We start from the raw sequence: 18,703 nt of genomic DNA, 5'->3' as shown, positions 1-18,703 counted from the left end.
GGCCTACTCCGCGGCGCGCGCGGTTGTCGTGTCCTCGAGGCGCCGGCCCTGCAGCGCCGACGCGATCCATTCGACGCCGGCCTCGTAGGAGAAGCGCGTGCGCACCACCTCGCCGGCCCGCTCCGCCAGACGGCGGCGCAAGGCGGGATCGGCGATCATGCGGCCGAGTGCGATGCCCAGTTCGCGCGGCGCGGCCGGCGGCACGAGCAGGCCGGTCTCGCCGTCCTCGATGAACTCGCCGATGGCGGCTGCCTGCGTCGAGACGAGAGGCAGGCCCTGGTGCGCGGCTTCCATCAGCACGTTGGGCAAACCATCCTGGTCGCCGTCGGCCGCTTTCTTGCTCGCCAGAACGAACAGATCGGCGCTGGCGAGTGCCGCAAACACCGCCTTCTGCGGCTGGCCGCCATGCCACACGCAGCGATCGGCGATGCCGAGCGCCGCGGCCTGCGCCTTCAAGGTATCCGAGAGACTGCCCGCGCCGACATGCTCGAAGCGCCAATGCAGATGAGCCGGCAGCGCCGCCAAGGCGTTCAGAAGATCGTCGTAGCCCTTCTTCTCGACCTTGCGGCCGACCGACAGGATCACGACGGGATCGGCCGGGTCCGAACCGTCGCGCGGCGGGCGCGGCGGCGGCGGCGGCGGCGGCAGATGGGCGAAGTCGAGCCCGTGATAGACGAGGCGCAGCTTGCGCGGATCGGGCGCCAGCTCTTTCAGCCGTTGCAATCCAACATTGGTGCAGGTCACCAGCCAGGCGCAGTCCGAGAGCTTCTCGCTCACGTCCCACGGCTCACTGGTCCAGATATCCTTGGCATGCGCCGACACGCTCCACGGCAGGCCACGCAGCGTGGCGGCGTAACGCGTCACCGAGGCGGGCGTGTGCAGGAAGTGCGCGTAGAGCCGCTCGATCGTGGGCGGCAGTTCGGCGGCCAGCACCAGCGCCTGGCCCCAGCGCCGGACGCGATTGGAGGTGCGATCCCTCTGGAAGTCGGCGAGGAACTTGGCGCGTGCAGCGGCATAGCCCGGCAGGCGGCGCGCCTTGAGCCAGGCCGAGAAGACGCGACCCGGCTCGTCCTTCAGATACTCCGGCAGATAGACGACGCGACCGCGCACGCGATCGTGCACGGGATGGCGCGCCTTGTCGGTCGGGCGGCGCATCGACCATAGTTCCAGCACGACGCCGCGCGCCTCGAGCCCCGCGATCTCCTGGGCAATGAAGGTCTCGGAGAGGCGCGGCCAGCCCTTCAGGATGACCGCGACACGCGCGCTGCCTGCTTCCACGCCGGACGTTTGCGACATCAGGATCCGAGAATCAGGTCCGGACGCGGCCCGGCACGATCACCGAGTCCGCCGACGCGAGTTCACCGCCGGTGTCCGCGACGTCGAGCGACGCAGGGCCCCGGTGCGGATGGGAAAGCTGCTTGGACACGAGGCGCCAGACACTGCCCAGGCCATCGAGCAGGCCGGGCACCACGACGTCGCTGGGCAGTCCCTGCTGCGGCAGGTGCCGCAATGCCGTGGCCATCGCCTGCGGGTCGAGGCCGCGGGCGGGATCGAGCATCTCGATCAGGCCGATGTTGCGCGCCGCGCGGGCGCGGATGAACTGTTCCAGCCGCGGATGAGTACGCGGCACGATGATGGCCCGCTTGTCGAACGACAGGATCTCGCAGAACGTGTTGTAGCCGCCCATGGCGACGACGCCGGCGGCCCGCTTCATCAGCGCGCCGAGATTGTTGGTGAAGGTCAGCGTGCGGATGTTGGGGAACTTCGCCGCGCGCTCCTTGAAGGCTTCGCGCGCCGCGGCCGGCATGAACGGACCGAACACGATGACCGCGCCATAGGGAATGTTCTGGTCGGTCTCGTAGGCGGCCAGCACCCAGTCGACCAGCTCGACGCCGTCGCCGCCGCCACCCGGAGTCACCAGGATGAAGGGACCGTCGATCTCCTCCATCTCGTGCGGCACGTCGCCGTGCAGCGGCAGTTCACGCCGCAGATAGCCGGTGTAAACCATCTTGTGGCGCACCGACGGCGGTACGTCGATGCCGGTCAGCGGCTTGTTGATCTGCGGCAGGCCATAGACCCAGATCTCGTCATAGAGGTCGCGCAACGCCGGCACGACGTTCTTGCGTTCCCATTCCTTGGCGAGCTGGGCGGGATCGTCCATCACGTCGCGCAGGCCGAGCACCAGCGGCGTGCCGCGCTCCTTCAGCAGACGCAGCGCGGGACCGACCTCGCCGCGCAGGCCGAGCGGCTCCTTGTCGACGATGAAGAGATCGGGCCGGTAGATGTCGGCCGTGTCGCGGATGATGCGGGTGCGCATCTCGAGCGTGTGCTCGACGTTCATGCGCAGGTTGGCCGAGTCGTATTCGCCAGTGTCGATCATCTTCACGACGCCGGGGATACGCACGAAGTCGACGCCGGAGCGGAACTCGTAGGACCCGACGACCGGCGAGCCGGACAGGATGAGCACCGACACATCCTTGTCGGCCTCGACGATGGCATTGGCGATGGTGCGGCAGCGACTCACGTGGCCGAGGCCGAAGGAGTCATGGCTGTAGATAAGCACGCGCTTGGACCGGGTGCTGGCGAGCATTGGCCTCTCCCTCGCCGAAGCGGCTACTGCCCCGACCGGTGAACGACGGGCCGACTATGCCACAAGCCAGGGATGCCGCGAACCCCCCGGCGGGACCGCGACAATTTGGAAATATCGAATGTAATCAAGGCACTGATCGCCTATAGGGAAGTCAGGATCGCGGTGACGCAGGATTCATGGAACGCAGCCTCTTCTCCTATATCTGGCGGCACAGCCGGCCTGAACAGGTCGTGATCCTTCTGCTGGTGGTCCTCGCCCAGGTTTTCTACTTCATGTCGTTGACGGTGCCGAAGTCGGTCATCAACAACGGCATCCAGGGCAACGCGTTCAAGAACACCAAGACGATCCCGTTCCTGGTCTGGGAACTCGACCTGACGGCCATCTTCCCGGGCAAGGTCATCCGCTTCTTCGACGGATTCCAGGTCGACCAGCTCCAGTACCTCGTGGTCATGAGCTTCGTCTTCCTGGGTGCAGTCGTTGTGAATGGTCTGTTCAAGAAGACGATCAATACCCAGAAGGGCCGCATGGGCGAGCGCATGCTGCGCCGCATCCGCTACGAGCTCTACGATCGCATCCTGCGCTTCCCGCCGGCCCATTTCCGCAAGGTCAAGCAGGCCGAACTGGCCACCATGGTGAAGGACGAGGTCGAGCCGCTCGGCGGCTTCATCGGCGATGCATTCGTACAGCCGATGTTCCTGGGCGGCCAGGCGCTGACGGCCATCATCTTCATCATGATGCAGAACTGGCTGCTCGGGATCATCGTGATCGTGCTGCTGGCGGTGCAGATGGCGATCATCCCGCGCCTCAGGAAGCCAGTGCTGGCACTGGGCCGGCAGCGTCAGATTTCGGCCCGCCAGCTCGCCGGCCGCATCGCCGAAACGGCCGACGGCGTGCACGAGATCCATATCCATGGCGCGGCCAACTACGAGCGCGCCGACATCTCCGAGCGGTTGGGCAAGATCTTCAAGATCCGCTTCGACCTCTACCAGAAGAAGTTCGTCGCCAAGTTCTGGAACAACATCCTGTCGCAGGCGACGCCCTTCGCGATCTACCTGGTGGGCGGCTACTTCGCGATCACCGGCCAGATGGACGTCGGCGCCGTGGTCGGCGTGCTGCTCGCCTACAAGGACCTGCCCTCGCCGATCAAGGAGCTGATCGACTGGGACCAGCAGCGCCAGGACGTGCAGATCAAGTACGAGCAGGTGATCGATCAGTTCCAGCCCGAGGGCATGATGCCGCCGGAACTGCAGGTGATTCCCGACGGGCCGCCACCGCCGCTGGGCAAGGAGCTGGCGCTGGCCGGCGTCGTCGTGTCCGAAGACGGCCGCGTAAAGCAGCTCGACAGCGTCTCGCTCACTTTGCAGACCATCAGCCGCGTGGCGGTGATCGGCGGGTCCGGCTCGGGCAAGGATGTACTGGGCCATGTGCTGGCCCGTCAGGTACTGCCGGCCAGCGGCTCGATCCGCGTCGACGGCCAGGACTTCTTCCAGATCCCGGAATACGTGATCGGCGCGCGTCTGGCCTATGTCGGCCAGGACACCTACCTCTTCCCACTGTCGGTCCGCGACAATCTGCTGTTCGGTCTGAAGCTGCGGCCCGTCTCGCCTGCCGTCTACGACGAGGCCACCAAAGCGATCCGCGATACCTTCTGGAAGGAATCGGAGCGTGCCGGCAACCCGCCCTTCGATCCCAATGCCGACTGGGTCGACTACGAGCTGGCCGGCGCCACCGGCCCGGTCGACCTGCTGCCCTGCATGGTGCGGGTGCTGAAGCAGGTTGAACTCGACGAAGACATCTATTCGCTGGGCCTGCGCGGCACTGTCGATTCCAAGCTGCGCCCCGACCTTGCTGAAAAGATCCTGAAGGCCCGCCATACGCTGCACGAGCACCTGCAGGACGGCACCTACGCCGGACTGGTCGAGCCCTTCAACAACGACCACTACAACAAGAACCTGTCGGTTGCGGAGAACCTGCTGTTCGGCACGGCGCTGGGCAAGCAATTCGACGGCGACAACCTCGCGGCCGATCCCTACGTGAAGTCGGTGCTGCAGAAGACCGGGCTCGACATCGACCTGCAACGGATGGGCCTCACCATCGCCGAGACCATGGTCGAACTGTTCTCCGGCCTGTCGCCCGACAATCCGTTGTTCGAGCAGTACAGCTTCATCTCGGCCGACGAGCTGCCCAACGTCCGGCTGCTGCTGCAGCGCCTCGGCGGCAAGGGCATCGAGGCGGTGCCCGAGGCCGACCGCATCCGCCTGATGACCCTGCCGTTCCGCTACATCGAGGCCCGCCATCGCCTGGGCCTGATCGATGCAGCCATGGAGGAGCGCATCCTGGGCGCCCGCCGTGCCTTCGCCGAAGGCCTGCCGGCCAACCTGCGCGACGCCGTCGAGTTCTACGATTTCGAGCGCTACAACAGCGCCGCCACCCTGCAGGACAACATCCTGTTCGGCCGCCTGGTCTACGGCCAGGCGCAGGCCGGCGAACGCATCGGCACCCTGATCGCCCAGGTGTTCGACGAGCTCGGGCTGCGCGACTCGGTCATCGAAGTCGGCCTGGAGTACAATGTCGGCGTCGGCGGTAAGAGACTACCGGCGAGCCAGCGCCAGAAGCTCGGCATCGCGCGCGCATTGATCAAGCGGCCGCAGCTAATGGTCGTCAACGAAGCGGTCGCCATGTTCGACAGCCGCACGCAGGACCGGATCCGCGACAACATCCTGGCCATGGCGTCGGAAGAGAACAAAGGCGTGTTCTGGATCGCCAATCGGCCCAACCAGGCGGAGCCGTTCGAGCAGATCGTCGTTATGCAGGGTGGCCGCGTGGTCGCCCAGGGATCGCCGCCGGATCTGGCGGCAAAAGGCGGGCTCTATACCGAGCTGATGGCGTCGGCGTAGGCACATCGAGGAGCACACCATGAACCTCAACGAAGAAGTAGAGCTTCTGAAAGGCGTGCCGATCTTCTCGAAGGTCGAGCAGGCGAGGCTGAAACTCCTGGCCTTCACCAGCGAGAGGGTGAACTTCGGCGTCGGTCAGGAAGTCTGCCACCAGGGCGATCCCGGCGACACGATGTACGTGATCCTGGGCGGTGCGGCCGACGTGCTGATCGACACGCCGAACGGCCAGATCGCCGTCGCGGAGATGAAGCCCAACAGCTTCTTCGGCGAGATCGCCATCCTGTGCGACGTGCCGCGCACCGCGACCATCAAGGCCAAGGAGCCGCTCGCCACGCTCAAGATCACCAAGGACATGTTCTATCGCCTGGTCGCGGAGTTCCCCGAGATGGCGATCGAGATCATGCGTGAGCTGGCGCATCGCCTCGAGGACACCAACCAGAAGCTGCGCGCCGCCACCAAGGCCGCCTGAGCATTCAAAGAGTCATCGCATCGTCATGAGTCGTCTCGACAGTTTCATCGCGCGCATGCAGGCGCAGCGCGACTGCCTGAATTTTCTCAAGCCTCTGGTCGATGCCGTGCCGGGCGCCCTGCTCGAAGTGGGCCTGGGCAACGGTCGCACCTACGACCACCTGCGCGAGCTCTTTCCCGGCCGCGACATCTACGTGTTCGAGCGCAAGGTCGCCGCCCATCCCGACTGCATCCCGTCCGACGACCGGCTGTTCCTCGGCGATGCGGACAAGACGATCCCTGAAGCGGCGCAAAAACTCGGCGCAACGGCCGCGCTGATCCACACCGATCTCGGCACCGGCGATCACGAAGCGAACGTGGCAATGGGCAAGTGGCTCGGTCCGGCCCTCGACAGGCTGGCCGTGTCGGGCGGCTACGTGCTCGCCAACCAGACGCTCGAGGTCGCGCGCTGGCAGCTTTTGCCCGAGCCTCCGGGTGTCCCGAAGGATCGGTACTTTCTTTATCGCGTGCGTTAGCGACCGAAGAGCTGAACCAGCGCCAGCAGGACGATCGCGCCGACCACCGAACCGATGAACCCAGCCGGCCGACCGGCGCGGTAGAGGCCGAGCGCCTGGCCGCCATAGGTCGCGATCACCGAGCCCGCGACACCGATCAGGACGGTGATCCAGAAGCCCTGGATTTGCACGCCGGGACCGATCCAGCGGGCCAGCAGGCCCACGACGAAGCCGATCAGGATCGTGAAGATGATTTGCAGCATGGCGGGCTCCCCCCAGACTTCACACTAGACCTCGAACGTCGCCGACACCGGCACATGGTCCGACGCTTTTTCCCAGTCGCGCAGGTCGACGTCGATGTGGTGGCTGCGGATCGCGCCGGCAAGGGCGGGACTCGCCAGGATATGGTCGAGCCGGCGGCCGCGGTTGGAGACGCGCCAGTCGTTGTTGCGATAGCTCCACCAGGAATAGAGCTTCTGATCCTCCGGCACGAACTTGCGCGGCACGTCGATCCAGTCGAGCGAGGCCTGCAGCTTGCCGAACAGTTCCACCTCTATGGGTGTGTGCGAGACGATCTTCAGGAGCTGCTTGTGGCTCCAGACATCGTGCTCCAGCGGCGCCACGTTGAGGTCGCCCACGGTGATGCGGCGCAGGCCCTTGCGGGCGCGCTGGCCGGGCTTGCGCTCGGCATACCAGGCCGCCATCTCGCGATAGAAATCGAGCTTGTGCGCGAACTTCACGTTGAGGTCGGGGTCGGGAATGTCGCCGCCGGCGGGAATGTAGAGATTGTCGAGCAGGATCGGGTCGCCACCGACATCGAGCGCGACCTCGACGTGCCGGCAATCCTCCTTGCCGCAGCGGTGATGGATGTTGCCGGCGGCGAACGGCACCTTGGAGAGGATCGCCACGCCGTTATAGGCCTTCATGCCCTGCACGAAGCGGTGGGTGTAGCCCATCCGCTCGAAGGCCTCGTGCGGGAAGAATTCGTCCGGGCACTTGGTCTCCTGGAGGCACAGCACATCGGGCTGGCGCAACTTCAGGTACCGTTCAACGTTTCCGATCCGCAGCCGGACCGAGTTTATGTTCCAGGTCGCAATGGTGAGACTCATCGCCGGGCATTATAGACGATCCGCAGACGTTCTCGCCGGGAACATCGCGATCAGGGAGACCTAAGCCATGCAGATGGATGGCGACCAGAGCAGCAACGTCGAGGATCGCCGCAGCGAAGGCGGTGGATTCGGCGGCGGTGGCGGCGGATTTGGCGGCGGCGGCTTTCCCATCCCGATGGGCGGAGGGGGAGGTGGCCTGTTCAAGGGCGGTTTCGGCCTGGTCGCCTTCGTCGTCATCGCCATGATCATGGGCGCCGATCCTGGCGCCATCCTGAGCGACATTGCGGGCGGGGGCGGCACCTCGAGCTACGCGCCGGCGCCGCCCTCTTCCTCGGCCAGCCGCACACCGGGCACGCAGGCGCCGGCCGGCGACGCCGAGACCCAGTTCGTCTCGCGTGTCCTGAAGAGCACCGAGGATGTCTGGCACGAAATCTTCCAGGGCATGGGCCGCCAGTATCGCGACCCCAAGCTGGTGCTGTTCCGCGACGCCACCCGCACCGAATGCGGTGTCGGACAGGCGGCGATGGGGCCGTTCTATTGTCCGGCCGATCAACGGGTCTATCTCGACCTCGGCTTCTTCGACGAGCTGGCGCGCCGCTTCCGCGCGCCCGGCCAGTTTCCGCAGGCCTATGTGATCGCCCACGAGGTCGGCCATCACGTGCAGAACCAGCTCGGCATCTCGGCCAAGGTCCAGCAGATGCGCGAGAGCATGAGCAAGCGCGACGGCAACGCGCTATCCGTGCGCACCGAACTCCAGGCCGACTGCTTCGCCGGCGTCTGGGCCAATCGCGCCGACAAGCAGCGCGGCGGCAAGATGATCGACGACAAGGACGTCGATCAGGCGCTGGCCGCCGCCAGCGCGATCGGCGACGACGCCCTACAGAAGCAGAGCCAGGGCCGCGTCGTGCCCGACAGCTTTACGCACGGCACCAGTGCGCAACGCGCGCGCTGGTTCCGCAAGGGCTTGGACAGCGGCGATCCGCGTCAGTGCGATACGTTCCGCGCTCAACAACTCTAACGGACCGCGGGTCTCCTCAGCGCGGGGGTTACCCCGCGCGAACCCGCAGTCATGAGCGGGCCCGCGGTCCGGATGAATTAAACCAGCACGCAGGTGACGGTGCCGCAGCCGTCGACGAAGCCCGACAGCGTGTCGCCCTTCACCACCGCAGCCACGCCGTCGGGCGTGCCGGTGTAGATCAGGTCGCCGGCAGCGAGTTCGACCAGGCCCGACAGGTAGGAAATCGTCTCCGGCACGCTCCAGATCAGCGCGTTGAGGTCCGACTTCTGGCGGGTCTTGCCGTTCACATCGAGCTGGATCGTGCCCTTGGCGGGGTGGCCGATCTTGGCGGCCGGATAGATCTCGCCGATAGGCGCGGACTGGTCGAAGCCCTTGCCCATGTCCCACGGGCGGCCCATGTCCTTGGCCTGGTTCTGGAGATCGCGGCGCGTCATGTCGAGACCGACACCGTAGCCGTAGACATGCTCCAGCGCCTTCTCGACGGGGATGTTCGCACCGCCCGACTTCATCGCCACGACCAGCTCCATCTCATGGTGCAGATTTTTGGTGGCCGGCGGATAGGCAACCTTGGTCGGGTTCTTCGGGTCGGCGCAGATGACGATCGCGTCGGCCGGCTTGGTAAAGAAGAACGGCGGCTCGCGGTCGGGATCGTGTCCCATCTCGCGGGCATGGGCGGCGTAATTGCGGCCGACGCAGAAGATGCGGCGGACGGGAAACAGATCGCCGGTTCCGTGGACCGGCACGCCGACGGTGGCCGGCGGCGTTACGACATAAGCCATCGCTTTCTCCCTCAAGAGCGTGCCTTTATGAAGGTCACCGGAGTGCTGGGCAATGACCGACGAAAATGTCCTGATCGTGCAGGCCGATACGGCCGAAACCTCGCTGGGCTGGGCCGCCCTGGGCGAGCGGCGCTGGCGCTGCACCGTGGGTGCAGGCGGGATCCGCGAAGACAAGGTCGAGGGCGATTCCGCCACGCCGGTCGGCGAATTCCCGTTGCGCCGCATCTATTTCCGCAACGACCGGCTGGTCCTGCCCAAGGTCAATCTGCCAGCCCGGCCGATCAACGAGCATGACGGCTGGTGCGACGACCCGCGCTCGCCCACCTACAACCGGCTGGTCAGCATCCCCAACGAGTGGAGCCACGAGAAGATGTGGCGCGAGGACGGGCTCTACGATCTCGTCGTCGTGGTCGGCTACAACGATGATCCGCCGGAAGGCGAATGGGGCAGCGCCATCTTCCTCCACGTCGCGCGCGACGATTACGCCGGCACCCAGGGCTGCGTCGCCTTTGCGCGCAACGATCTTCTGGAGCTTCTGCCGCTGCTGAGCCGCGAAACCCGGCTGCGAATCCTCTCACATGCCGCCAATGAAGAGGCGGTGCCGCGTTCGGAGGAAGACGAGCGCATCAAGCAGTTCGAGGACTTCGACGAGAAGGACTGGTAGGTGCCCGATGGGGTTCGCTTATCCGACCATCCGCCCAATCGTGCGCGCGGTGTAGTCGACCAGCGGGATGATGCGCGCGTAGTTGAGGCGGGTCGGACCGATCACGCCGATGGCACCCAGGATGCGCTCCTGCGAATCGCGGAATGGCGCCACCACCATCGAGCAGCCGGTGTTGGCGAACAGCGGATTGTCGGCGCCGATGAAGATCTGCACGCCCGACGCGGTGTTGGCGAGTTCGAGCAGGCGCACGAAGCTCTCACCGCGCTCCAGCGCATCGAACAGGATGCGCACGCGTTCCAGATCCTCGATCGCCGTGATGTCTTCAAGCAGGCGCGCCTGGCCACGCACGATCAGCGAGCCGGCGCCATTCGGTTCACCGGACCACGTCGCAAGACCCGATTCGATCACCCGCGCCGTGAGGTCGTTCAGCTCCGCGCGCTTCAGCTTGATGTCTTCGAGGATCAGCCGGCGTGCTTCGTCGAAGGTGCGCCCGCTCAGCCGCGCATTGAGATAGTTGCTGGCCTCGGTCAGCGCCGACGGCGGCATGCCGAGCGGCGTGTCGATCACGCGGTTCTCGACATGGCCCGAATGCGTGACCGTGACGACCAGCGCGCGGCCGGGGCCGAGATTGACGAATTCGATGTGCTTCAGTGGCTGTTCCGTCTTGGGCGCCATCACCAGGCCGGCGCAACGCGACAAGCCCGACAGCATTGCGGTTGCCTGCTCCAGCGCCTCGGTGACGCTGCGGCCCGACGTGGCGCAGCGCGCCTCGATCGATTCGCGCTCCTCTTCGGAGACGTTGCCGACCTCGAGCAGGCCGTTCACGAACAGTTTTAGCCCAGCGTCGGTCGGCAGGCGGCCGGCCGAGGTGTGTGGTGCGTAGAGAAGGCCCGCGTCTTGAAGATCGGCCATGATGTTTCGAATGGTGGCCGGCGACAGGGTCTCGGTGAGCTTGCGAGTCAGCGCCCGGGAGCCCACCGGCTCGCCCGTCTCGACATAACCTTCCACGACGTGGCGCAGCACTTCGCGTGCACGTTCGTTCAGTTCCGCCACGGAGGCAGCCTGGCGTTGTCCGGTCGGGGAATCGGCAAGGGCGCCCCCGGGAATGCCGATGCGGTGGATCGCCATGGAAAAAATGTAGGTAGTGCGGGCAGCAGGGTCAATGAAGCCGGCGCGCCAATCGGCGGCAAACCACCGGATGGCGGCTGGATTCGCCGTCTGCCGGGGGGTACACACCGGCCGCCCACCCCTCAGGAGAAACCCATGCGCCCATCAGGCCGCGCCCCCGACCAGCTTCGCCCGGTTTCCCTAGAACCCGGCTTTTCCCGTCACGCCGAGGGGTCGTGCCTGGTCAAATTCGGCGACACGCATGTCCTTTGCACCGCCTCGATCGACGAGAAGGTGCCGCCGTGGATGCGCAACAGCGGCAAGGGCTGGGTGACGGCCGAATACGGCATGCTGCCGCGCTCGACCCATACCCGCACGGACCGTGAGGCCGCGCGCGGAAAGCAATCGGGCCGCACCCAGGAGATCCAGCGCCTGATCGGCCGCTCTCTGCGCGCCGTCGTGAACCTGCAGGCCATGGGCGAACGCCAGATCAACATCGACTGCGACGTGCTGCAGGCCGACGGCGGCACCCGCACCGCCAGCATCACCGGCTCGTGGGTGGCGCTGCACTTCGCCTTCGAGCGCCTGATCAAGGACGGCAAGCTGGCCGCGAACCCGCTGACCGGCACGGTCGCCGCGGTGTCGTGCGGCCTGTGGGAAGGCACCGCCGTTCTCGACCTCGATTACCCCGAGGATTCCAAGGCCGAGGCCGATGCCAATTTCGTGCTGACCGGTGCGGGCGGCATCGTCGAGGTGCAGGGCACGGCCGAGAAGGATCCGTTCAGCGAGGCGCAGTTCCTCGAGCTGCTCGCTCTCGCCAAGAAGGGCATCGGCGAACTGGTGGTCCTGCAGAAGCAGGCGATCGGGAAGAACTGATGGCGCGGCGCTTCGTTCTGCCAAAGCTCGTTGTGGCGACCCACAATCGCGGCAAGGCGGGCGAGATCCGCACCATGCTGGCGCCGTTCGGCGTCGAGATCGTCTCGGCGGGCGAGCTTGGCCTGCCGTCGCCCGACGAGACCGGCACCACCTTCGAGGACAATGCCACGCTGAAGGCGCTGGCAGCCGTGCGGGGAAGCGGTCTTCCTTCGCTGGCCGACGATTCCGGCCTCAGCGTACACGCCCTCGATCATCAGCCCGGCGTCTACACCGCCGACTGGGAAGGGCCGGCGCGCGACGCAATGGTCGGCATGCGCCGCATCCAGGACGAGCTGGCGGCGCGCCACGTCGTGAAGACCGATGCAGCGCGGGTTGCGACCTTCCATTGCGTGCTGGCGCTGGCCTGGCCCGACGAGCATGTCGAGCTGTTCCACGGCACACTTGACGGCGCCATCGTCTGGCCGCCGCGCGGCACCGGTGGCCACGGCTACGATCCCTGCTTCCAACCGGTCGGCGATACGCGCACGACGGCGGAGATGTCGGACGCGGAGAAGAACGCCATCAGCCATCGCGGTCGCGCCTTCCGGATGATGGTCGAGGCCTGCTTCGGATGAGCGCGGCGCCACTGGGCGTTTATGTCCATTGGCCCTTCTGCAAGTCGAAGTGCCCTTACTGCGATTTCAACAGCCATGTTCGCGAGGGCGTCGAACAGGCGCGCTGGCGGGCGGCGCTGCTGCGCGAACTGGAGCATGGCGCGCGCGAGGCACCGGACCGGCGGGTCGAGACGATGTTCTTCGGGGGCGGCACGCCGTCGCTGATGGAACCCGAGACCGTCGCCGCGCTGATCGCCCGCACCAAAGAGCTTTGGGACAGCGCGCCCGAGATCGAGATCACGCTCGAAGCCAACCCGACCTCGGTCGAGGCCAGCCGCTTCGCCGCGCTTGCTCAAGCCGGCGTCAACCGGGTGTCGCTGGGCGTCCAGGCGCTTGACGCGGCGTCGCTGAAATTTCTCGGCCGCGAGCATTCGCGCGACGAGGCGCTCGACGCGCTCGCCACCGCGCGCCGCCACTTCTCACGCCATTCCTTCGACCTGATCTATGCCCGGCCTGGCCAGACGCCGGAGGCCTGGGCCGAGGAGCTGGAACGTGCGCTGGCGCTGGCCGGCGAACACCTGTCGCTCTACCAGCTCACCATCGAGCGCGGGACGCGCTTCTTCACCGAGCACGCGCGCGGCAACTTCGTGCTGCCGGACGAGGAAGCCTCCGCCGCCATGTTCGAGCAAACCCAGGCGCGGCTCGACCGGGCAGGCATGCCGGCCTACGAGATTTCCAACCATGCGCGGCCGGGGGCTGCCTGCCGCCATAATTTGATCTATTGGCGGTATCAGGATTACGTCGGCATCGGGCCGGGCGCCCATGGACGCTTCGCCGAAGGGACCGCCAAACGGGCGACCCGTCGGTCGAGCGGACCGGAAGCCTGGCTGGAAGCCGTCGAACGGACGGGCCACGGCACGACGGAAACGTCGACCGTCGAAGGACAGGATCTGGTGGAGGAGGCGTTGATGATGGGACTGAGGCTGGCCGACGGCATCGACCGCGCCACCTTTGCGTCCGTCACCGGCGCCGACCCGGTCGAGGCAATCGACGAAGCGCGGCTCGCACCGCTGGTTCGCGCCGGCTTCCTCGAAGTCGACGCCACGCATCTGCGCGCCACGCCGGAAGGCCGACAGCGGCTCAACGCGTTGCTGGAGCGGCTGATCGCATGAGGCTTCTGGTCGCTCTCCTGGCTCTGGTCGCGATAACGGGCGCCGCCTCGGCGCAGCAGCAGACGCAACCACCGCCGAAGCCACCGGCCAAACCCGCCGCACCGGCCGCGAAGCCTGCCGCGGCGCCGGCCGCCAAGCCCGGACCGAAATCGCCGTTCACGCCGGCGGCCTTCAAGATCACCATCGCCACCGAGGCGGCCTTCCCGCCCTTCAACTATCTCGATCGCAAGGGCCTCCCGGCCGGCTTCGAGATGGAGCTGGCGCAGGAAGCCTGCCAGCGCATCAAGGCGGAGTGCGAGTTCGTCGCCCTGAAATGGGACGAGCTGATCCCCGGCCTGATCGACAAGAAGTTCGACATCATCATGTCGTCGATGGAAGTGACGCGCGAGCGGCGCCAGCGCATGGGCCTGTCGCGCCGTTACTACCTGTCGCCCGGCGCCTTCATCGCGCCCAAGGGCGCACCTTATGACGGGCCACCGTCGTTGCTGCGCAACAAGCGCATCGGCATCCAGCGCGATTCCACGCACGCCGACTGGGCCGACAAGAGCTTCCGCCGCTCCGCGCAGCTCAAGCGCTACGACACGATCGCCGCCGCGCTGCAGGGGCTGGCCAACGACGAGGTCGATGCGGTGTTCGGCGACAAGGCGCAGCTCTGGCTGTGGAGCCAGAAGCCGGAAGGCAAATGCTGCGAGCTGGTCGGGCAGGATATCAAGGACACGCAGACGCTGGGCGTCGGCGTCGCCGCGGGCCTGCGCAAGGAAGACGCCAAGCTGCGTGAAGCGCTGAACAAGGCGTTCGGCGAAATGGTGACCGACGGCACCTACAAGAAGATCAACGAGAAGTATTTCCCGTTCGCGCTGAACTAGCGGCGATGGTTACGCCGCGTTGATCGCCGCGAAAGCCTCGAACGCGTCCTCGACCAGGCTGACGTGATGGATCATCGCGGCGTGCGCGCCGGCGGCGTCGCCGGAGAGGATCGCGCGCACCACTGCGTCATGTTCCTGGTTGGAGCGCAGCAGGCGACCGTCCATCCGGAACTGGGCGCGGCGGAACGGACCGACGCGGCGGCGCAGGCTCATCGCGTACTCGGCCAGCGGCGCATTGTGTGCACCGGCATAGATCGCCGAATGGAAGGCGACGTTGGCGTCGGAATAGGCTTCGGTCTCGCCGGCCGCTGCCAGCGCCACCATGGATTCATGCCGCGCCTGCAGCCGGCGCCGCTCGATCGGCGTCATGCTCATCGCGGCCAGGCGGGCGCAGGTCGCTTCCATCTCGGCCATCGCGACGAACAGGCTCTCGATTTCCTCGGGCGTCGCCTTCGAGACGATCGCGCCCTTGCGCGGGCGCATGTCGATCAGGCCGCTCATCGCAAGCTGGCGCAGGGCCTCGCGGACCGGGGTGCGCGACACACCGTGCTGTTCGGCAAGCCCGACCTCGTCCAGTCGCTCGCCGGGCGGCAGCGCGCCGTTGAGGATGCCGTCGGCGATCGCCGCAGCGATCTTGTCCGCCAAAGTGGGGTTATCGGGATGCATTCCCCGATTGCATACAATATGGATGCCAAAGTGCACAGATGGCCTGTGTGTGCCCTAAAAGAATGCAATAGGCTGAAATTGTATACAGTCTTCATGCTCATCCGCGCGGCGCCGCGCTCGCTCTGAATCAGGAAAGACGCACTTTTTGCGCGTTTTTTCCGCAGATTCCCTCGAATTACCCCTCTTTTGAAGGGTGGCACATTGCTTGCTGTTCCTCTTGCGGGCCGCGACGGCCGGACACGCGATCAAGGGGGACGTTCAATGATCGACAAGTTCAATATCGGCCGACGGACACTCCTCGGCGGTGCGGCGGGCGCGGCGGTGCTGGGTCTGGCGGGCGGCGCGCAGGCGCAGAAGCCGCTGGTGGTGGGCTTCATCTATGTCGGCCCGCGCGACGACTACGGCTACAACCAGGCCCATGCCGAGGGCGCGGCCGTCCTGAAGAAGATGGCCGGCGTGAAGGTCGTCGAGGAAGAGAAGGTGCCCGAGACGGTCGCCGTCGAGAAATCGATGGAGAGCATGATCAACATGGACGGCGCCACGCTGCTGTTCCCGACCTCGTTCGGCTACTTCGACCCGCACATGCTGCGCATGGCCGCCAAGTACCCGAAGATCCAGTTCCGCCACTGCGGCGGCCTGTGGAACCAGGCCAAGAACCCGATGAACACCGGCAGCTACTTCGGCTACATCGACGAGGCGCAGTATCTCAGCGGCATCGTCGCTGGCTCGACCACCAAGAGCGGCAAGATCGGCTTCGTGGCCGCCAAGCCGATCCCCCAAGTGCTTCGCAACATCAACGCCTTCACCATGGGCGCGCGCTCGGTGAATCCGAAGGTCACCTGCCAGGCGATCTTCACCGGCGACTGGTCGATGCCCGTCAAGGAAGCCGAGGCCACCAACTCCATGATCGCGCAGGGCGTCGATGTCGTGACCTGCCATGTCGACAGCCCGAAGGTCGTGATCGAGACCGCCGAGCGCGCCGGCATCTACACCTGCGGCTATCACACCAACCAGGCGAAACTCGCGCCCAAGGGCTATCTCACCGGCGCCGAGTGGCAGTGGGACAAGATCTATGTCGACTTCGTCGAGACGATGAAGAAGGGCGGCGTACCCGGCAATTTCGTGCGCGGCGGCCTCAAGGCAGGCTACGTCAAGAATTCGCCCTTCGGACCCGCCGTGTCTGACGCGGCCAAGGCCAAGGTCGAGGAAGCCCGGAAGGGAATCGTCGACGGCAGCTTCGCGATCTTCAAGGGCCCGCTGAAGGACAACAAGGGCAACACCGTCATCGACGGCGGCACGGCCTACACCCAGACCGAGCCCAAGCTCGAGGGCATGAACTACCTGGTCGAAGGCGTTTTAGGCGCGACGTCCTAAGCGCGCAACGCGGACCGGGAGCCCAGTGTGAGTACGGGCATCAGCACCGCCCTCGAACGCATCGCCGTCTCGGCGCTGGCCCTGCTGGCGTCGGCGGTGATCTTCGGCCTGCTGCTGATCTTCTATGCGGGCGTCGATCCGTTCGAGGCCTATGTGCTCATGTACCAGGGAGCGTTCGGCAGCTGGTTCTCCTTCCAGAACACGCTGACGCGCGCGGCGCCGCTGATCCTGACGGCGCTGTGCACGGCCCTGCCGGCGCGGCTCGGACTGATCATCATCGGCAACGAGGGCGCGCTTGTCTTGGGCGGCGTGGCGGCCGCGGCGGCGGGCGTCGCCGTTTCGGGCTCCGGACCGCTGGTCGTGCACCTCACCATGGCGGCGGCGGCGATGATCGTGGGAGGCGTGTGGATCGCGCTGGCCGGCGGGCTACGCCAGTATCGCGGCGTCAACGAGACGATCTCCAGCCTGCTGCTGACCTATATCGCCATCGCCCTGATGAACCATTTCGTCGAGGGCCCGCTGCGCGACCCGACGAGCCTCAACAAACCGTCGACCCCGCCGATCGGCGACGCCAACATGCTGGGCACGATCGCCGGCAGCGATGTGCATTGGGGCCTCGCCTTCGGCATCGTGGCCTGCCTGCTTTGCTACGTCGTGCAGCGCTTCACCACCTTCGGCTTCGCCATGCAGGTGATCGGCGGCAACCCGAAGACCGCGCGCATGATGGGCCTCAATGTCGGTCGCTACGTGCTGATCGCCTGTGCCGCCGGCGGCGCGGCGGCCGGCCTCGCGGGCATGGTCGAGGTCGCGGCGGTGCACGGCAAGGCCAATGCCTCGCTGGCCGTCGGCTACGGCTTCACCGGCATCCTCGTCTCCTTCCTCGCACGCCATCATCCGCTGGCGATCATCCCGGTCGCCATCCTGCTGGGCGGCATCGGCGCCAGCGGCGGCCTGCTGCAGCGCCGGCTCGACCTGCCCGACGCCGCGGTGGTCGTGCTGCAGGGCATTATCTTCGTTTGCATCCTGGCGAGCGAAACGCTGTACGGCCGGTCGTGGAGCTGGCTGTGGCGCTTCAAGCCGGTGGAGGGACGCTGAATGGGCGGCAGCGATCTCGGTCTCTGGGGCGTGCCGCTGGCCATGCTGGCCGGCGCCATCCGTGTCAGCACACCGTTCATCTTCGTGAGCCTCGGCGAATGCCTGACCGAGCGCAGCGGCCGCATCAATCTCGGCCTCGAAGGCACCCTGATGATGGGTGCGATGAGCGCCTACGGCACCGCGCTGCTGAGCGGTTCGCCCTGGCTCGGCGTCCTGGTGGCGGCCTTCGTCGGCCTGCTGCTGGGCGCACTGCATGCCGGGCTCTGCCAGCTGCCCAAGGTCAACGACATCGCCACCGGCATCGGCCTGATGCTGTTCGGCACCGGCCTCGCTTTCTTCCTCGGCAAACCCTTCATCCAGCCCAAGGCGCCCAACCTCGGCGCCCTCGACCTCGGCGCGTGGAGCAGCATCCCGCAGGTGCAGCAGGCACTGCAGGTCAATCCGCTCTTCATCGTCGGTATCATCCTGGCCTTCGCGCTGGCCTGGGCGCTTAAAAACACGCGCTGGGGCCTGATCGTGCGGCTGGCCGGCGAGAGCGTCGACGCAGCACTCGCCATCGGCGCCTCGGTCGCCCGGGTGCGGCTGGTGGCGACGGCCGTCGGCGGCGCCTTCGCCGGCATCGGCGGCGCCTTCCTGTCGCTCTACTATCCGGGAAGCTGGAACGAAGGACTTTCCAGCGGTCAGGGCTTGATGGCCGTGGCGCTCGTGATCTTCGCGCGCTGGGATCCGATCCGCTGCCTGTGGGCCTCGCTACTGTTTGGCGCGGCCGGTGCGATCAGCCCGGCGCTTCAATCGGTCGGCGTGACCCAGGGCTACTACCTGTTCAGCGCCGCGCCCTACGTCCTCACCCTTGCCCTGATGATCGCCACCTGCTCGCCGGCACGAAGCCTGCGCGGCGCACCGGGCGAGCTGGGCGCCGTCAAGTAGGAGCCGTC

General features: G+C 66.5%; 19 protein-coding genes. 12 read left to right on the top strand and 7 right to left on the bottom strand.

What is annotated here, in order from left to right; all coding sequences use genetic code 11:
* Positions 1–3: 3 nt before the first annotated feature.
* Both AC1RP5_RS02505 and AC1RP5_RS02500 read right to left on the bottom strand, forming a co-directional pair.
* Complete coding sequence (locus AC1RP5_RS02505; RefSeq protein ID WP_493108989.1) at positions 4–1,296, bottom strand: glycosyltransferase; 1,293 nt, start codon at positions 1,294–1,296, stop codon at positions 4–6.
* A 13-nt stretch (positions 1,297–1,309) separates the two neighbouring features.
* Positions 1,310–2,590: a glycosyltransferase family protein gene (locus AC1RP5_RS02500; RefSeq protein WP_493108988.1), complete on the bottom strand. Its 1,281-nt coding sequence runs from the start codon at positions 2,588–2,590 to the stop codon at positions 1,310–1,312.
* A gap of 176 nt (positions 2,591–2,766) precedes the next feature.
* On the opposite strand from AC1RP5_RS02500, the gene AC1RP5_RS02495 reads away from it, so the two are divergent.
* The 3 genes from AC1RP5_RS02495 to AC1RP5_RS02485 are packed head-to-tail and all read left to right on the top strand — an operon-like array spanning position 2,767 to position 6,470.
* Positions 2,767–5,487, top strand: coding sequence for an ABC transporter transmembrane domain-containing protein (locus AC1RP5_RS02495; RefSeq protein WP_493108987.1), 2,721 nt, complete (start codon positions 2,767–2,769; stop codon positions 5,485–5,487).
* Between the two features lie 19 nt (positions 5,488–5,506).
* Positions 5,507–5,956 carry a cyclic nucleotide-binding domain-containing protein gene (locus tag AC1RP5_RS02490; RefSeq protein WP_493108986.1) on the top strand — a complete coding sequence of 150 codons (450 nt, stop codon included), beginning with the start codon at positions 5,507–5,509 and terminating at the stop codon, positions 5,954–5,956.
* A 25-nt stretch (positions 5,957–5,981) separates the two neighbouring features.
* Complete coding sequence (locus AC1RP5_RS02485) at positions 5,982–6,470, top strand: class I SAM-dependent methyltransferase (RefSeq protein ID WP_493108984.1); 489 nt, start codon at positions 5,982–5,984, stop codon at positions 6,468–6,470.
* On the opposite strand, the gene AC1RP5_RS02480 is transcribed toward AC1RP5_RS02485, so the two are convergent.
* Positions 6,467–6,712 carry a GlsB/YeaQ/YmgE family stress response membrane protein gene (locus AC1RP5_RS02480; RefSeq protein ID WP_493108983.1) on the bottom strand — a complete coding sequence of 82 codons (246 nt, stop codon included), beginning with the start codon at positions 6,710–6,712 and terminating at the stop codon, positions 6,467–6,469. The two genes, AC1RP5_RS02485 and AC1RP5_RS02480, sit on opposite strands and share 4 nt — an antisense overlap.
* Positions 6,713–6,736: 24 nt before the next feature.
* A complete protein-coding gene (locus AC1RP5_RS02475; RefSeq protein WP_493108982.1) occupies positions 6,737–7,558 on the bottom strand; it encodes an exodeoxyribonuclease III in 822 nt (273 codons plus the stop codon).
* A 67-nt stretch (positions 7,559–7,625) separates the two neighbouring features.
* Here AC1RP5_RS02475 and ypfJ point away from each other — a divergent pair, with 67 nt between their 5' ends.
* Positions 7,626–8,576, top strand: a complete 951-nt coding sequence (gene ypfJ / locus AC1RP5_RS02470) for a KPN_02809 family neutral zinc metallopeptidase (RefSeq protein ID WP_493108981.1) — start codon at positions 7,626–7,628, stop codon at positions 8,574–8,576.
* 77 nt (positions 8,577–8,653) lie between these two features.
* Here the strand turns inward: ypfJ and AC1RP5_RS02465 are convergent, their stop codons facing one another.
* On the bottom strand, positions 8,654–9,355 hold the full coding sequence (locus AC1RP5_RS02465; RefSeq protein WP_493108980.1) for a fumarylacetoacetate hydrolase family protein: 702 nt from the start codon (positions 9,353–9,355) through the stop codon (positions 8,654–8,656).
* 52 nt (positions 9,356–9,407) lie between these two features.
* Between AC1RP5_RS02465 and AC1RP5_RS02460 the strand changes: the two genes are divergently transcribed.
* Positions 9,408–10,019, top strand: a complete 612-nt coding sequence (locus tag AC1RP5_RS02460; protein ID WP_493108979.1) for a L,D-transpeptidase family protein — start codon at positions 9,408–9,410, stop codon at positions 10,017–10,019.
* Positions 10,020–10,037: 18 nt separating this feature from the next.
* On the opposite strand, the gene hrcA is transcribed toward AC1RP5_RS02460, so the two are convergent.
* Positions 10,038–11,072, bottom strand: coding sequence for a heat-inducible transcriptional repressor HrcA (gene hrcA / locus AC1RP5_RS02455; RefSeq protein ID WP_493108978.1), 1,035 nt, complete (start codon positions 11,070–11,072; stop codon positions 10,038–10,040).
* A 210-nt stretch (positions 11,073–11,282) separates the two neighbouring features.
* Between hrcA and rph the strand changes: the two genes are divergently transcribed.
* From rph to AC1RP5_RS02435, 4 genes are read left to right on the top strand one after another with little or no spacing between them, the layout of a single operon-like run.
* The gene (rph, locus tag AC1RP5_RS02450; RefSeq protein WP_493108977.1) at positions 11,283–12,002 is read left to right on the top strand and encodes a ribonuclease PH; all 720 of its coding nucleotides are present in this window, start codon (positions 11,283–11,285) and stop codon (positions 12,000–12,002) included.
* Positions 12,002–12,616 (top strand): RdgB/HAM1 family non-canonical purine NTP pyrophosphatase, encoded by a 615-nt coding sequence (rdgB, locus tag AC1RP5_RS02445; protein WP_493108976.1) that lies wholly within the window; start codon positions 12,002–12,004, stop codon positions 12,614–12,616. The genes rph and rdgB overlap by 1 nt, the downstream gene beginning before the upstream one ends.
* Positions 12,613–13,767, top strand: a complete 1,155-nt coding sequence (hemW, locus tag AC1RP5_RS02440) for a radical SAM family heme chaperone HemW (protein WP_493108975.1) — start codon at positions 12,613–12,615, stop codon at positions 13,765–13,767. Before rdgB ends, hemW begins: the two co-directional genes overlap by 4 nt.
* Positions 13,764–14,633, top strand: coding sequence for a transporter substrate-binding domain-containing protein (locus AC1RP5_RS02435; RefSeq protein ID WP_493108974.1), 870 nt, complete (start codon positions 13,764–13,766; stop codon positions 14,631–14,633). The genes hemW and AC1RP5_RS02435 overlap by 4 nt, the downstream gene beginning before the upstream one ends.
* 9 nt (positions 14,634–14,642) lie before the next feature.
* Here the strand turns inward: AC1RP5_RS02435 and AC1RP5_RS02430 are convergent, their stop codons facing one another.
* On the bottom strand, positions 14,643–15,299 hold the full coding sequence (locus AC1RP5_RS02430) for a GntR family transcriptional regulator (protein ID WP_493108973.1): 657 nt from the start codon (positions 15,297–15,299) through the stop codon (positions 14,643–14,645).
* Between the two features lie 261 nt (positions 15,300–15,560).
* Here AC1RP5_RS02430 and AC1RP5_RS02425 point away from each other — a divergent pair, with 261 nt between their 5' ends.
* Genes AC1RP5_RS02425 through AC1RP5_RS02415 form a run of 3 tightly spaced genes read left to right on the top strand, consistent with a single transcriptional unit; the run spans position 15,561 to position 18,695 of the window.
* A complete protein-coding gene (locus AC1RP5_RS02425) occupies positions 15,561–16,673 on the top strand; it encodes a BMP family ABC transporter substrate-binding protein (RefSeq protein WP_493108972.1) in 1,113 nt (370 codons plus the stop codon).
* 27 nt (positions 16,674–16,700) lie between these two features.
* A complete protein-coding gene (locus tag AC1RP5_RS02420; RefSeq protein WP_493108971.1) occupies positions 16,701–17,768 on the top strand; it encodes an ABC transporter permease in 1,068 nt (355 codons plus the stop codon).
* Positions 17,769–18,695 (top strand): ABC transporter permease, encoded by a 927-nt coding sequence (locus AC1RP5_RS02415; protein WP_493108970.1) that lies wholly within the window; start codon positions 17,769–17,771, stop codon positions 18,693–18,695.
* Positions 18,696–18,703: the final 8 nt, after the last annotated feature.

The organism is Reyranella sp. GW821-FHT12G01 (genome assembly GCF_058806575.1).
This window is presented reverse-complemented; position numbering and strand designations above follow the sequence as displayed.